This is a genomic window from uncultured Mucilaginibacter sp. (assembly GCF_903893715.1).
Classification (GTDB): Bacteria; Bacteroidota; Bacteroidia; order Sphingobacteriales; family Sphingobacteriaceae; genus Mucilaginibacter.
Genome location: NZ_CAITNG010000112.1, coordinates 18,653 through 33,183, shown reverse-complemented (window position 1 = coordinate 33,183; position 14,531 = coordinate 18,653). Strand labels below are relative to the sequence as shown.

14 protein-coding genes are annotated in these 14,531 nt (G+C 45.0%); 8 read left to right on the top strand and 6 right to left on the bottom strand.

Annotated features, from left to right (window positions below):
• Nucleotides 1-3 precede the first annotated feature (3 nt).
• The 3 genes from ribD (at nt 4) to mgtE (ending at nt 3,068) form a co-directional block, all read left to right on the top strand.
• A complete protein-coding gene (ribD, locus tag QZX97_RS12515; RefSeq protein WP_295650387.1) occupies nt 4-1,056 on the top strand; it encodes a bifunctional diaminohydroxyphosphoribosylaminopyrimidine deaminase/5-amino-6-(5-phosphoribosylamino)uracil reductase RibD in 1,053 nt (350 codons plus the stop codon).
• The gene (locus QZX97_RS12510) at nt 1,046-1,657 is read left to right on the top strand and encodes a YigZ family protein (RefSeq protein ID WP_295650389.1); all 612 of its coding nucleotides are present in this window, start codon (nt 1,046-1,048) and stop codon (nt 1,655-1,657) included. Before ribD ends, QZX97_RS12510 begins: the two co-directional genes overlap by 11 nt.
• A gap of 61 nt (nt 1,658-1,718) precedes the next feature.
• On the top strand, nt 1,719-3,068 hold the full coding sequence (gene mgtE / locus QZX97_RS12505) for a magnesium transporter (RefSeq protein ID WP_295650391.1): 1,350 nt from the start codon (nt 1,719-1,721) through the stop codon (nt 3,066-3,068).
• 49 nt (nt 3,069-3,117) lie between these two features.
• Here the strand turns inward: mgtE and QZX97_RS12500 are convergent, their stop codons facing one another.
• From QZX97_RS12500 to QZX97_RS12490, 3 genes are all read right to left on the bottom strand, one after another.
• A complete protein-coding gene (locus tag QZX97_RS12500; protein WP_295650394.1) occupies nt 3,118-3,810 on the bottom strand; it encodes a 2-C-methyl-D-erythritol 4-phosphate cytidylyltransferase in 693 nt (230 codons plus the stop codon).
• A gap of 114 nt (nt 3,811-3,924) precedes the next feature.
• On the bottom strand, nt 3,925-4,974 hold the full coding sequence (gene queA / locus QZX97_RS12495; protein ID WP_295650397.1) for a tRNA preQ1(34) S-adenosylmethionine ribosyltransferase-isomerase QueA: 1,050 nt from the start codon (nt 4,972-4,974) through the stop codon (nt 3,925-3,927).
• A 150-nt stretch (nt 4,975-5,124) separates the two neighbouring features.
• Complete coding sequence (locus QZX97_RS12490; RefSeq protein ID WP_295650400.1) at nt 5,125-5,277, bottom strand: hypothetical protein; 153 nt, start codon at nt 5,275-5,277, stop codon at nt 5,125-5,127.
• Between the two features lie 208 nt (nt 5,278-5,485).
• On the opposite strand from QZX97_RS12490, the gene QZX97_RS12485 reads away from it, so the two are divergent.
• From QZX97_RS12485 to QZX97_RS12465, 5 genes are all read left to right on the top strand, one after another.
• A complete protein-coding gene (locus QZX97_RS12485; protein WP_295650402.1) occupies nt 5,486-7,024 on the top strand; it encodes a glycosyl hydrolase family 28-related protein in 1,539 nt (512 codons plus the stop codon).
• Between the two features lie 135 nt (nt 7,025-7,159).
• A complete protein-coding gene (locus QZX97_RS12480) occupies nt 7,160-8,842 on the top strand; it encodes a beta-xylosidase (protein WP_295650405.1) in 1,683 nt (560 codons plus the stop codon).
• A gap of 27 nt (nt 8,843-8,869) precedes the next feature.
• Entirely contained in the window at nt 8,870-10,153 is a 1,284-nt protein-coding gene (locus tag QZX97_RS12475; protein ID WP_295650408.1) for a PQQ-dependent sugar dehydrogenase, read from the top strand.
• Nucleotides 10,154-10,162: 9 nt separating this feature from the next.
• Entirely contained in the window at nt 10,163-10,591 is a 429-nt protein-coding gene (locus tag QZX97_RS12470; RefSeq protein ID WP_295650411.1) for a c-type cytochrome, read from the top strand.
• A gap of 16 nt (nt 10,592-10,607) precedes the next feature.
• Complete coding sequence (locus QZX97_RS12465; RefSeq protein ID WP_295650412.1) at nt 10,608-12,218, top strand: glycoside hydrolase 43 family protein; 1,611 nt, start codon at nt 10,608-10,610, stop codon at nt 12,216-12,218.
• Here the strand turns inward: QZX97_RS12465 and QZX97_RS12460 are convergent.
• Genes QZX97_RS12460 through QZX97_RS12450 form a run of 3 tightly spaced genes read right to left on the bottom strand, consistent with a single transcriptional unit; the run spans nt 12,215 to nt 14,449 of the window.
• A complete protein-coding gene (locus QZX97_RS12460) occupies nt 12,215-12,868 on the bottom strand; it encodes a 4'-phosphopantetheinyl transferase superfamily protein (protein ID WP_295650415.1) in 654 nt (217 codons plus the stop codon). The two genes, QZX97_RS12465 and QZX97_RS12460, sit on opposite strands and share 4 nt — an antisense overlap.
• Before the next feature lie 20 nt (nt 12,869-12,888).
• On the bottom strand, nt 12,889-13,650 hold the full coding sequence (locus tag QZX97_RS12455) for a polysaccharide lyase (RefSeq protein WP_295650418.1): 762 nt from the start codon (nt 13,648-13,650) through the stop codon (nt 12,889-12,891).
• A 1-nt stretch (nt 13,651) separates the two neighbouring features.
• The gene (locus tag QZX97_RS12450; protein WP_295650421.1) at nt 13,652-14,449 is read right to left on the bottom strand and encodes a S1/P1 nuclease; all 798 of its coding nucleotides are present in this window, start codon (nt 14,447-14,449) and stop codon (nt 13,652-13,654) included.
• Between the last annotated feature and the right edge of the window lie 82 nt (nt 14,450-14,531).

Here is a 14,531-nt window from a genome sequence, read left to right as displayed (position 1 = left end):
AAAATGGCGGAACACCAATTATACATGCAGCGTGCCCTTGAGCTTGCCCGTTTGGGCGCAGGTTTTGTTAGCCCCAACCCTATGGTGGGCGCTGTTATTGTGCACAATGATGGCATTATTGGTGAAGGTTATCACGAACGGTACGGGCAGGCGCATGCCGAGGTGAATGCCGTGAATAGCGTGTTGACAATATACCCTGATGCAGCGATTTTGTTAAAGGAAGCGGTTATTTATGTAACGCTGGAGCCCTGCGCGCATTATGGTAAAACGCCGCCTTGCGCCGATCTCATTATTAAACACGGCATCCCTAAAGTAATTGTGGGTTGCCGCGACCCTTTTGAAGCTGTGAACGGCAAGGGAATAGAGAAGTTAATGGCGGCAGGGGTAGAGGTGGTATTGGGCGTGATGGAAGCTGAATGTATTGACCTTAACAAACGCTTTTTTACCCGCGTTCAAAAGCAACGGCCATACGTTATACTAAAATGGGCGCAGACCGAAGATAGCTTTTTCGCGCCGGATGATGGCAGTCAGCTTTGGATAACCGGGGAGATTTCGCGCCGGTTGGTGCACCAATGGCGCGGCGAAGAAGACGCCATTTTGGTAGGAAAGAATACAGCTTTAATTGATAACCCGTTGTTGAATGTGCGGCATGGTTTGGGTAAATCGCCAAAAAGGGTAGTGATAGACCGTAACCTGGAATTGTCAAAGGATTTGCGCCTGTTCGACCAATCGGTAGAGACTTTTGTTTTTAATGCCATTAAAACCGACGTTGATGGAAAAGTAAAATACATTTCGCTGGAAGATTTCGACAATTTTGTGCCGCATTATATTTTGTTCCAGTTGTATTTGCAGGATGTGCAATCGCTCATCATCGAAGGTGGGGCCAAAACCCTGCAGGCTTTTATTGATGCCGGTTTATGGGATGAAGCACGCGTGTTTACCGGTAATGTGAATTTAACCAAAGGTATCAAAGCGCCTGTTATACAAGGTGATATAATAAGTGTTGATAAGGTGGGAGAAGATACCCTGCGAATAATAAAACCTTATGTTGTTTGAAGATACTTATCGCACCATAGCGAAACCCGCAGAAGGAACTTTTAAAGACAGGGGCAGCAAGTTCATCGCCTTTGCTTATCCCATAACATCAGAAGGGGATATCAAAGCCATCGTAAACAAATTAAAAGCCGAACATACCAAAGCCAACCACCATTGTTGGGCAATGCGTTTGAGTCCTGACCGGTCGGTTTTTCGGGTAAACGATGATGGGGAGCCATCGGGCACAGCGGGCAGGCCTATTTTGAACGCTTTATTGTCGCATAATTTAACCAATATAATTATTGTGGTTGTGCGATATTTTGGTGGTACATTATTAGGTGTTCCCGGTTTAATCAATGCTTATAAAAACGCTGCCGAAGAGGCGATTAAAGTTTCTAATATTATTGAGAAAGTAGTTACCGACGTGTACAGTATCAGGTTTGATTATGCTTTGATGAACGAGGTGATGCGCGTAGTAAAGCAGGAAGGGTTGGAAGTGTTGCGGCAGCTATCTGATGAGCGATGTGAACTGCATGTTGGGGTAAGGAAAAGCCACGTTGAGCGAGTATTGCCATTGTTTCATCTCTTGCATGGGGTTGAAATAAAATGGATGCCTATCTAAAAACCGGTGTCTTTTTGGTTTTTATTCTGCTTTGCTCCATATTTTTGTACATTAGTCGTATATGGAATCTTTCGAAATCAATAAAGCCGACCTTGAACGCATCCACCTTGCATTGGAGGGAGATGACGCCGAACTGAAACTGGTGCTGGAAGATTACCATGCTTCGGAAATTGCCATTATTTTCGAAAAACTAACCCCGGATGAGCGCGAACGTATTGTAAACGTATTGTCGGTCGAGCTGGCTTCGGAAGTAATTTCGGAAATGGATGAGGAGCATCACCCGGAAGACATCCTTTTTAACCTCGACCCGGAAAAACGCTCCGACATCATCGAAGAACTGGATTATGATGACGCGACCGACCTGATATCGCAACTGGAAGAGCATGAGCAGCACGAAATATTAAAGGATGTTGACGAGGAAGATGCTTCGGAGATACGAACACTGTTAAGTTACGACGAAGATACCGCCGGTGGTTTGATGAACACCGACCTGATCAAGGTGAATATCAAACTGGATAAAAAGGAAGCGCTCGACGAAATCATTCATCAATCGGAAGAGATGGAGGAGTTTTATACCATTTATGTGGTCGACGATAAAGATATATTAAAAGGTATCCTTTCCATCAAGGATGTCATAAAGGCCAAAGTTGATGCCCGCGTGGCCGACCTCGTAAAAACAGAACCGGTATATGTAAAGGCAGACATGGACCAGGAAGATGTAGCCAAACTGTTTTCGCAATATAACCTGAACAGCATACCGGTTGTGGATGATACCATGAGGCTTTTAGGCCGCATTACAGTTGATGATATCATCGACGTAATGGAGGAAGAGAATACCGAGGATATTTTAAAGATCAGTGGCGTATCGCAGGATGAGGAACTGAGTGGTAACTATATCGAGGCGATAAAAAGTCGTTTACCATGGCTTATTATCAATTTGGGTACAGCGTTTTTAGCGGCATCTGTTATCCGGGGTTTTGATTCGACGGTGGCTAAATTATCCATTATTTCGGCTTATATGACCATTATCGCAGGTATGGGCGGTAATGCCGCAACACAGGCCCTAGCGGTAACGGTAAGGCGTATATCGCTAAACGACCTGAACGATAAACAGGCTTACGCTACTGTTGTAAAAGAGTTTTTGGTTGGGATGATAAATGGGGCGGCTAATGGCTTGATCGTTTTCGTGGTGGCCTTATTTTACGATGCGAGCCCAATGCTGGGCGTGGTGCTCTTTTTAGCTATGACGGGGAATCTTATCATAGCCGGGCTGACCGGGGCTTCTATTCCTTTATTGCTAAAAAGGGTCGGTATTGACCCCGCAGTGGCGTCGTCCATTATTATCACTACGTTTACTGATTGTTTCGGGTTCTTCTTTACCTTGTGGCTGGCAAGTAAGCTGTTGCTGTAAGCGAGTTACATTAGGAAGCTTTTACCCTGTTTTTTCTATTTAAATATACTCAGCGTGCACTTTTGCCTAACAGCATTTCCGCTATCGCGATATCTTCGGGGAAAGTAACCTTGATATTGGTATGGTTGCCGTTCACCAAATGGATATCAACACCCGAAAGCTCCACAACGCTCGCATCATCTGTAAAATTGCTATGGTAATCCTGCTCGTAGGCTTTTCTTAAAATATCCGAGTGGAAGGCTTGCGGGGTCTGCACCAGGTATATCTCATCTCGGGGCACGGCTGCCGTTTGGTTGTTTTTCAGTTGCCGTATCGAATCGCGGCTCTGTACAGCTACAATGGCGTTGCCTTTTTCGGCAGCGACCATGTACGACTGGTCGATAACTTTTACATCCACCAGAGGCCTTACGGCATCGTGCACGGCTATGATACCATCACCATCAATAACGTTTAAGCCATTTTTTACCGATTGAAAACGTGTATCGCCACCACCAACCAATTGATGGGGTATCACAAAGTTATGAGCAACGCATAATTGCAGCCAATAATCGTGATGGTCGGGGTGGAGTACTACAATAATTTCAGGATGTGCCTGGCAATGGTAAAATGCCTCGATGGTATACATCATCATCGGCCTGTTGTTCAGCAATAAAAACTGCTTGGGTATGTCGCTCAGCATACGGCTGCCTATGCCGCCGGCAACGATGATGGCGTAAGTTTTGTTGGGGGTTGTTAGACTCATAGTTGAGTAGTTAGTACATAGTAGTTAGTATTTAGACTTTTGCTATATCCAATATCGTAAAAGTACGTATCGATATTCATCTAAATACTATGTACTAACTACTAAATACATATCTTAAATTATCAACATCGCGTCGCCGTAGCTGTAAAAGCGGTATTTTTCTTTTATGGCCACTTCATAGGCGTTCATTACCTCATCGTATCCACCAAAAGCACAAATCATCATCAACAAAGTCGACTCAGGCGTGTGGAAGTTGGTAATCATCGAATTAGCGATGCTAAACTCGTATGGCGGGAAAATGAATTTGCTGGTCCAGTCGTTAGCGGCTTTCAATGTTTTATTGGCCGACACCGCCGACTCGATAGCACGCATTGAAGTAGTACCAACGGCACAAATGCGGCGTTTCTCTTCAATAGCTTTGTTTACTATATCGGCTTGCTTTTGCTCGATGATGAACTGTTCCGAATCCATTTTATGTTTGGTCAGGTCTTCCACCTCAACCGGGCGGAAAGTGCCTAAACCTACGTGCAGGGTAACTTCGGCAAACTCAATACCTTTTAGTTCAAGGCGTTTCATCAACTCACGGCTAAAGTGCAGGCCGGCAGTAGGGGCGGCCACAGCGCCTTCGTTTTTGGCGAAAATAGTTTGGTAACGCTCTTTATCTTCTTCGGTAGCTTTACGCTTGATATATTTAGGAAGCGGTGTTTCGCCCAATATTTCCACGTTACGACGGAACTCTTCGTCGGTACCATCAAACAAAAAGCGGATGGTACGGCCGCGCGAAGTGGTATTATCCACAACTTCGGCAATTAGCAAATCGTCATCGCCAAAATATAATTTGTTGCCTACGCGTATTTTACGTGCCGGGTCAACCAACACGTCCCACAGACGTAATTCTTTATTCAGTTCGCGTAATAAAAATACTTCAATGGTGGCACCGGTCTTCTCTTTATTGCCATATAAGCGAGCAGGGAACACTTTGGTGTTGTTCAATATCATTACGTCTTTATCATCAAAATAACCAAGTACGTCCTTAAATATTTTGTGTTCAATTTTTCCCGAGTCGCGGTGCAAAACCATCAGGCGAGATTCATCACGGTTTTCAACAGGCGAATGTGCGATTAACGAATCAGGTAAATTGAATTTGAATTGAGATAATTTCATATTTTGAGAAAAGAATTTTAGGGCGCAAATGTACGAATTATTTTTTTAATGCAAGTTTAGTAACTAATAAGAATATCCTATAAACAAAACACCTTGGGATGGGAATTAAGGTTAGCCCGAAGCAACTTTATTTAACTTATGTTAGCTCATTCACTTAATAAACTGTTCTTCATCTTCGTCGTTTTCCAGTTCATCAGTCAGGTCGGGGGCAATATCCTCCTCGTCTTTCAGGTTTTTCCAGACCAATAGTGCAATAAACGCCACTGCTACAACTATGATAAAAACAATAACGGCGGTTTTCATAGGTTGGTAATTCGGGTGGTGAACAAATAAATGAAGCTTTATACTTATACCTTAAACTGATTTTTTTTGTTTTGGTTTGACAAATTATTTGCTGCGTTGACTTTTGGTAACGTTTGCACAATTATAGTGGCCTAAATATTGGTGGTTGTGCATTGTTTTTGCGTACTTGCTTCTATAATCTAACAAAAACCAAATTATTTTACATACCATGAAAAAGCGATTTAGCAGTTTACTGGCTGCCCTTATGTTGTTATGTGCTTATGGCACTTATGCGCAAACCGATTTATATAATGTTAAAAAGTATGGTGCCAAAGGCGACAATATAGCTTTTGACACGGAGGCCATAAATAAAGCCGTAGAAATTGCTGCCGCAGCAGGTGGCGGCACTGTTTATTTCCCGGCGGGGAATTATTTGACTGGCTCTATCCGTTTAAAAAGCAATATCACTTTGTACATTGATCAGGGTGCTACACTTATTGCCGCCGACCCGGTTAAAGAAGCCGGTTATGACCTGCCCGAAAAGAAAACAGATTTTTTGTACGAGGATTTTGGCCACAGGCATTGGCATAACAGCCTGATATGGGGCGAAAACATCCATGATGTTTCCATTATTGGCCAGGGGACCATTTGGGGCAAGGGACTTGAGCGCACCAACACCATCGACAAAATGAACGATGAAACCAATCCTAAACCCAATAAAACCATAGCGCTGTACCAGTGCCGCAATATCAATATCAAAGATATTTCTATTCTGCACGGTGGTTGGTTCGCGCTGTTAGCTACTGCCGCTGATAACCTGACCGTAGACAATGTGAAGATGGATACCAACCGCGACGGGATGGATATTGATTGTTGCCAAAACGTGCATATTTCCAATTGCAGCGTTAACTCACCTTATGATGACGGGATATGCCTCAAAAGCTCATACGGTTTAAACACTGCCCGAGCTACCGAAAATGTAACTATTACCAATTGCCAGGTAAGTGGTTTTGATGAAGGCTCGTTTTTGGATGGAACGTACAAACGCACTGTAAAATACAACGGCGGGCCAACCGGTCGTATTAAATTTGGCACCGAATCAAACGGCGGCTATAAAAACATCGCCATCAGTAACTGCACCTTTGTGTATTGCCGGGGCCTGGCGCTCGAGAGTGTGGATGGCGCCCTCATGGAAGATATTAGCATCACCAACATCACCATGCGCGATATTGTAAATGCGCCTCTATTTGTGCGTTTGGGCGCCCGCATGCGCGGTCCCGCAAATGCTGCTATCGGTACCGCAAAACGTATCCTCATCAGTAATGTAATGGCTTATAATGTGGATGGCACCCAAGCCGCTATTATTGCGGGCCTGCCTGGTAACGAAATACAGGATTTGACTTTAGACAATATCCACATCTATTTTAACGGAGGCGGCACCAAAGAGCAAGCCTCAACCGTTGTGCCCGACCAAACAAAACTATATCCCGAGCCTAAAAACTTTGGTGTAACGCCATCGTATGGTTTTTACATCAGTCAGGTAAAGGATCTGAAAATGAGCAATATCGAAACCTGCTTTTTAAGCAACGATTTCCGGCCGGCGTATTATCTGGAGCAGGTTGATGGATCCGATTTTCAGCATATACGTTCGCAATTAGGTGCAGGTGCGGCAACCTTTATGCTCAATAAAGTGAAGAATTTTAGTGTGAGCAACACCGGGCAACTGCCGAATACCAAGTTGGCTGAGGCGGATGGTAAGGTTTTGTAAATCCAAGGGCAGATGGTGAATTGTGTTGCGGGATAAGAAAAAAAAATTTTTATTTACTACTCGCAATTCACCATTTACAAATCATATCTTCGCATTCAACATTGTTGAATGAGCGCTCAACCAAAGCTTAAACCTATGAAAATATTTAAAACGGCCATTGTTTTAATGGTAATTGGTGTTGTTTTTTGCATTTCCGCGAAAGCGCAAACCACCACGCCGGCAACCATACAGGTTGACCTGAACAAACCGATAGCCGCTATGCGCCCCATATGGGCATGGTTTGGTTACGACGAGCCAAACTTTACCTATATGAAAGATGGCCGCAAACTCCTATCCGAGATTTCGGCATTAAGCCCGGTGCCTGTTTATGTGCGTACGCATAACCTGTTGACATCGGGTGATGGTGTGCCTGCTCTAAAATGGGGTTCTACCAATATCTATACCGAAGACGCGAAAGGCAACCCGGTGTATAATTTTCATATTGTCGACAGTATTTTCGATACCTATGTAAACCGGCATATGAAACCACTTGCGCAGATCGGTTTTATGCCCGAAGCATTGTCGACACATCCCGAACCATACCAGCACCATTGGAAACCAGGTGTTAACTATAGTGCGATTGAGACTGGCTGGGCATACCCGCCAAAAGATTATAACAAATGGCGCGAACTGGTTTACCAATGGGTAAAACATTGTATTGCCCGTTATGGCAAAGCCGAAGTGGAAAGTTGGTATTGGGAAGTTTGGAACGAACCCAACGGCGCCTACTGGAAAGGCACCGTGCCCGAGTTTTATAAATTGTATGATTATGCTGCCGATGGTGTGAAAAAAGCGCTGCCTACCGCACGCATCGGCGGCGCCAATGTAACGGGTGGGGCAGGTAAGTGGGAAGCCGCCTTCATCAAGCATTGCTTAACTGATACTAACTACGCCACCGGCAAAATGGGTTCACCACTCGATTTAGTGTTGTTCCACGCAAAGGGCTCTCCTCGCGTAGTAAACGGAACCGTAGTAATGAACATTGGCCAGCAATTGCGCAATATTAATGACCATATGCGCTCGGTAAAAGCCATACCGGGCCTTGAGAATATCCTGATGGTAATAGGTGAATCGGACCCGGAAGGCTGCGCGGCCTGTGGTATGGCCACTAACCCCGAAAACTCATATCGTAACGGTACCATGTATTCCAGTTATACAGCTGCCGCTTTTGCGCGTAAGTATGAACTGATGGATAAATACAAAGCCAATTTAATAGGCGCGGTTAGCTGGTCGTTCGAGTTTGAAGACCAGCCTTGGTTTGCCGGTTTCCGCGATCTGGCCACCAATGGGGTGGATAAGCCCGTATTGAACGTGTTCCGCATGTTTGGTATGATGAAGGGCAACAGGGTGGAAGTACAGGGCAGCCAGATGTATGCTCTCAAAATGGTGCTTGATTCGAGCATCCGCGGTAAGCAAAATGATGTAGGCGCTTTGGCATCTACAGATAAAGGTTTAGCCACCGTTATGGTTTGGAATTATCATGATGAAGACAAACAAGGCCCTGCCGAACCCATTGCGGTGACCATTAACGGCATACCTGTGTCATCGGCAAAGCTAACCCAATACCGGATAGACAACGAACATAGCAACTCGTACGAAGCATGGAAAAAGATGGGCTCGCCCGCAAACCCTACCGCCGAGCAAATTAAAGCCCTCGAAAAGGCCGGGCAATTGGAAATATTAGGTAGGCCTGACAAACTGGGCATAAAAAATGGGACGGCAATTGTTAATATTGCACTGCCAAGACAAGGAGTAACACTTTTAAAACTCGAATGGTAAATGTTGGTCAACATCCAAAAAAAGCAAATGAAAACTAAACTAATAAAATACATCGTTCCAGCCGTGCTGATTGCTGCGAGTGTGTCATTGTACGCGATAAAAAGCAATGTCGGCCCGGTTGCCGACAAAGATAACGCAGGGCTAAAACTACCCGAGGGCTTTGGTGCCCTGGTTGTGGCCGAAACCGGCGCTCAACCCCGCCATATTGTGGTAACACCGCAGGGCAATATCTATGTAAAAATGTTTCGGGTGAGAAACGGCAGCAAAGGCATTTATTATTATAAAACCGATGCAGCCGGCAAAGGAACACTAAGCAAAAGTTTTGGCGACTATCCCGGTACCGGGATGAACCTAAAGGATGATTATCTGTATGCTTCATCAAATACTGAGGTGTTCCGTTATAAAATTGATGCCAACAAGGAAGTGTTGGATGCCGATCATCCCGAAAGGATAATAACAGGCTTAAAAACCGGTCAACATGAGTCGAAATCCATTGTTTTCGATAACCTGGATGACATCTACGTCAATATCGGTGTAAACTCCAACTCCTGCCAGGTAAAAGACAGGCAGTTTGCCTCAATGGGTATCCCGGGCTGCCCGTTGTTGGATTCGGCGGCAGGTATATGGCGGTTTAAGATCAACAAGCCAAACCAAACATATAAGGATGGTATACGCTACGCCACCGGTCTGCGCAATGTGGTTGGTTTGGATTGGAACCAGCAAAACAACCAACTGTTTGTGATGCAGCATGGCCGCGACCAATTGCACTCGATATTTCCGGATATGTATACCGAAAAGCAGTCTGCTGAGTTGCCTGCTGAGTGTATGTACGCCCTGAAACAGGGCGACAATGCCGGGTGGCCGTATATGTACTATGACCAGATACAGCACAAAAAGATTATGGCCCCTGAATATGGCGGCGACAGCAAAAAAGAAGCCGTGGGTAATTTTATCGATCCTGTAGCCGCTTATCCCGGCCACATGGCACCAGATGGTTTGTTGTTTTATACCGGCAATATGTTCCCTGAAAAGTATAAAAACGGCGCTTTTATTGCTTTCCATGGTTCATGGAACCGTGCGCCTGAGCCTCAAAAAGGTTATTTTTTAGTATTCCAACCGTTTAAAAACGGTAAACCTTTTGGCGATTGGGAAGTGTTTGCCGATGGCTTTTCGGCTATGACTACTGATATCAAATCGCCTAACGAAGCTGTACACCGCCCATGCGGTCTGGCACAAGGACCTGATGGTTCGTTGTACGTAACTGACGACCACCACGGCACTATTTATCGGATCATCTACACTAAAAAATAAGCATACTGTATGAATAGAGTTTTAACCGCGCTTTTACTATTAGCATCAATTAGTTTTTGTGTATCGGCACAAACAAAACCAAAAACTGTAGGTGCGGCACCTGCAGCATCTATAGCAAGGGGTGCATTGGTTTATAAACAATATTGCTTAGCCTGCCACCAAATTGACGGCGGCGGGGTACCCAACATGAATCCGCCATTGTCAAAAACAACCTGGATAAGCGGCGACAAAACAAGACTGATAAAAGTGGTGTTAAATGGCTTCCCGGCGCCGGTTGATATTGACGGCGAGTCGTACACCAATGTGATGGCACCTCACAACTTTTTGAAAGATCAGGATATTGCCGATGTTTTGACTTACGTGCGCAATAGCTTTGGCAATAAAGGTTCAGCCATAACCGCTGCATCGGTTAAAGCGGTGCGGGCAAAAAACAAATGAATTATCCGTTAACAGGATGAGATACCTATTGGCTTGCATGGTGTTGGCGTTGTTTGCCAAGGCTGCCATTGCCCAAACAGATGGTAATGGTAATGCGCGCAAATGGGGCGATTGGCAAACCTGGGGCGATCAGGGCAATGGCACTTATGTGAATCCTGTTTTGCCGTCCGATTACAGCGATATTGATTGTATACGGGTTGGCTCTGACTACTATGCCATTTCATCAACCTTCCAGTTTTCGCCCGGTATGATAATCCTACAATCCAAAGACCTGGTGAATTGGACCATAGCCAGCCATGTAGTGAACGATTTGAACCAAATTAGTCCCGAAATGAACTGGGATAAGATGAACCGCTACGGCAAGGGCATTTGGGCCGGGTCTGTCCGCTATCACGGCAATAAATTCTGGGTGTATTTTGGTACGCCCGATGAGGGATATTTTATGAGTTCGGCCAAAAATATTTCCGGCCCATGGGAACCGCTGCATACGGTGTTGAGCGCTAAAGGATGGGACGATTGCTGCCCCTTTTGGGATGATGACGGACAGGGTTACCTTGTGGGCTCAAACTACGCCGATGCCTATAAAATACACTTATTTAAACTGACAGCCGATGGAAGGGACATTGTTAAAGAATCGGATAAGGTAATACACCAATCGCGCGGAAGCGAAGCCAATAAACTATACAAAATAAACGGCTGGTATTACCATTTTTTTAGCGAAGTAAGGCCCGAAGGCCGCGCCGTAATGATGGAACGTTCCAAAAGCATTTGGGGACCTTATGATGACGTAAAACAAGTAAACCATGCCGAAAAACAATATTACGAACCCAACCAGGGCGGATTGGTGGATACCCAAAATGGCGACTGGTATTTTTATACCCACCACGGCTCCGGAGATTGGTCGGGCCGTATTAATAGCCTGTTGCCCGTTACCTGGATAGATGGCTGGCCAATTATAGGTGAAGTGGGAGCCGACGGCGTTGGCCGGATGAAATGGATAGGTAAAATGCCCGTAAAAGGCACCAAAATACTCACGCCGCAAAGTAGCGACGAGTTTAACGAAAGCGTCCTGCCACCACAATGGGAGTGGAACTACCAACCCCGGGCAGATAAATGGAGCTTATCCCAGCGCCCCGGATGGTTGAGGCTTACAGCCTTTAAGCCCATTGAACCTAATAATTTGCTTAAGGCCGGCAACACGTTAACTCAGCGCGTTTTGCGGACAAGAGCCAACCAGATTATCATTAAGCTCGACCTTGCAGGCATGGCCGATGGAGAAATAACGGGACTGTGCCACTTTAATAACCCGGCGCATTTTGCCACATTGGGCATTAAGTGCTCGGGCAGTACGAAAACATTGGAGTATAAAACCGTTGGTGCGGATGCTATCGCGGGTGCAGTGATTACTTTGAATATGATTTGGCTACGATCGACCTGGGGGCTTGACGGCCTGAGCCAATATGCCTACAGCCTCGATGGTAAAACCTTTACCGATTTTGGCGCACCCTATCAATTAGCCTGGGGTTCATATCGCGGCGACCGTGTTGGCATCTTTAACTTTAATAACAATGCAGATGCCGGCTACGTTGATGTCGACTTTTTCCATTACGATTACAGCCACAATTAAACCCTTTCGTGGTAACATAGGGTAATCAACTGGTTGCCTTGTTGTGTAAAATAGATAGGAGTACTAACAGGCAGCAATTCTTTTCCGGGAAAGTCCTTGAGCACAGCTATCTCAAATTGACCTTCAATCAAATTCATCGCTACATCTGTGAAATCTAAAAAGGTTTTGGTAAGCGGGTGCTGGAATTTGTAAAAAGCCTCTTTGCCGCTGAACAACAGCGTGGTGTAAAATGTCAGTTTATCGCCGGTAAATTGCTGCAGAAATGCTTGTTCTGATGCCAAAAATAACATATCCCACATATCGGGGTTGACGCCGCCAATGGTTTCGATATCCAAACCGATGGATGATACTTTGTTGGCAAACGCAACAACAGCACCTGCCATGCTTTTTGAATGGCTGATGGAGCCAACCACACCTTCGGGCCAAACGGGGGCCTTGTCCTCATTCATCAATATTTCAACATCTGTGATATTTAAACTTTCCAAAGCTTTTTTGGCACAAAGGCGGCCTGTGCTAAAATGCTTTACGCGTTGCTCAACAGCACGCTCAACAAATAATTCTTCAAGCTTGCTGAGTGATTCCCGGCCAACAAATTCATCGGTGAAAATGGATGTGAAAGGAGGGCTGGGTATTTTGAAGTCGACAAGCATTGACCAAATATATCCAATAATCAATTATCCAGCTTTCTTTTGCTGTAATCATCAATATAAATGGTCATGGGTTCTTCCATTTTATCCCGGTAAAGGCCCATTTTAAAATACAGGTAACTATTATTGTTATAGCCGCGCTCGCTTCCGTAGCAGGTTTTGCCTTTATAGTCAAGTACTTGTTCATCATTTATCCAGCTTTTAACAAAGCCGCTGTCTGTACGTGTAAAATGAGTCTGGAATCGAAAGCTCGTCCATTTGTTTCGAATGTCGTCTTTAGTTTGATAAACGACGGTCCGGTGCAGGCCTGTTTGTGTGGTGATTTGCAATATGCCATTCGTGTATCTTAAAGCCAATACGGGAGAGTCATCCCCACAAATGGCTTCATTGTTGCAATATTGCTTCCATTGGGCTATTACCAGCCGTGTAGGCACTATCGGGAAATCGGCCGGGATAAACATGCTGAAAGCATATTCGTAACTGTTATTTTCCTTGCTTACCAGGTTGCGGGCCTCCATCAACTCGTCGCGCTCCGATACTTTGCTCGAATCGTTGCCAGCCTCATATTTATCGCCGGTATGTAAAGTGATTTTTATCGCGCCATGTCCGCTATGCACAATAGCCGACTGCATGGTTACTGCGCTCATCACTAACCGGCTCGTATCCCATAATTTACTGAGTGTTGGGCCTTCAAAATCATCATGTACAGGCAATTGTGCCTTGCAGTAATTGCCGATGAACAGCAATGCTACAAAGCACAAATATTTTACCGGATTATAATCCATTTTAATTTTTAAACGCAGCAGTCAATACAGCAGCCAACCTTAAGCCGGCAATACCTATTTGTTTCTCGACTACGGGCGCGGCCTGGTCAAGGTACGCTTGGGTAATGGTGCTGCCTTGTCCTACGGTGCCACCCGAAAAGCTGTAAATATTGGTGGTTAAATATGCTCGCGATTGGCCTAACCAGGTCATTACGTTTACCTGATCTATCGCTTTAATTTGAGCGGGGGTATAGGCTTTGTTCATTTGTATGCACATGGCAGGTGTGATTTTTTCATTGGCTATTACGTCATCATCCCAAACGTGGTGCAGGTTGTCTTGCGTGTTTCCCGGTGCCGAAACGGATATTTTGTTACCGCCATAGTCAGACCCGTAACCTACGTGCAGGGGTTGGTGCAGGTCGCCCATTAAGTGGAAAAGGATGAAAAGGTCGCGCTGAACGGTATCAGGGGGCAATGTAGCCCTGTGTAGGGTTAAAGCGGTAATAGCCTTGTTTAACTGGTAAACAGCATCGGTAGTAGTTGGTGCATAGGGTTTGCCCTTATCCATATTCACAAAATGCCAGCTTTTTAAGTATTGCAGTTGCGGGTTGGTGCGCATATCGTCCATCCAGGTAGCGGCCTGTTCAATGGTATAATTTTTTAGCGCGGCCAGCACTTTTGTTTTTGTAGCTGCATCCAGATAACTAAAGGTAACTTCGGCAACCATTTGGTGGCCTTGTTTGCCCCAGGCAAATAAACTTTCAGTCGACCCGAACAGCGTAATAACAGCTAAGGATAAAGCAATAATTCTTTTTTTCAAGATATAGAATTTAGGTTTAAAACGAAAAAATTAAAGGGCAATAATTAATAATAAATGTAAGATTATTTTTATAAACAATTGT

Coding starts and splice junctions, on each gene's coding strand:
- queA (WP_295650397.1), bottom strand. CDS start 4,974: ATGAAATTATCTCAATTCAAATTCAATTTACCTGATTCGTTAATCGCA.
- QZX97_RS12465 (WP_295650412.1), top strand. CDS start 10,608: ATGAGATACCTATTGGCTTGCATGGTGTTGGCGTTGTTTGCCAAGGCT.
- QZX97_RS12460 (WP_295650415.1), bottom strand. CDS start 12,868: ATGCTTGTCGACTTCAAAATACCCAGCCCTCCTTTCACATCCATTTTC.
- QZX97_RS12490 (WP_295650400.1), bottom strand. CDS start 5,277: ATGAAAACCGCCGTTATTGTTTTTATCATAGTTGTAGCAGTGGCGTTT.
- mgtE (WP_295650391.1), top strand. CDS start 1,719: ATGGAATCTTTCGAAATCAATAAAGCCGACCTTGAACGCATCCACCTT.
- QZX97_RS12480 (WP_295650405.1), top strand. CDS start 7,160: ATGAAAATATTTAAAACGGCCATTGTTTTAATGGTAATTGGTGTTGTT.
- ribD (WP_295650387.1), top strand. CDS start 4: ATGGCGGAACACCAATTATACATGCAGCGTGCCCTTGAGCTTGCCCGT.
- QZX97_RS12485 (WP_295650402.1), top strand. CDS start 5,486: ATGAAAAAGCGATTTAGCAGTTTACTGGCTGCCCTTATGTTGTTATGT.
- QZX97_RS12470 (WP_295650411.1), top strand. CDS start 10,163: ATGAATAGAGTTTTAACCGCGCTTTTACTATTAGCATCAATTAGTTTT.
- QZX97_RS12500 (WP_295650394.1), bottom strand. CDS start 3,810: ATGAGTCTAACAACCCCCAACAAAACTTACGCCATCATCGTTGCCGGC.
- QZX97_RS12475 (WP_295650408.1), top strand. CDS start 8,870: ATGAAAACTAAACTAATAAAATACATCGTTCCAGCCGTGCTGATTGCT.
- QZX97_RS12455 (WP_295650418.1), bottom strand. CDS start 13,650: ATGGATTATAATCCGGTAAAATATTTGTGCTTTGTAGCATTGCTGTTC.
- QZX97_RS12510 (WP_295650389.1), top strand. CDS start 1,046: ATGTTGTTTGAAGATACTTATCGCACCATAGCGAAACCCGCAGAAGGA.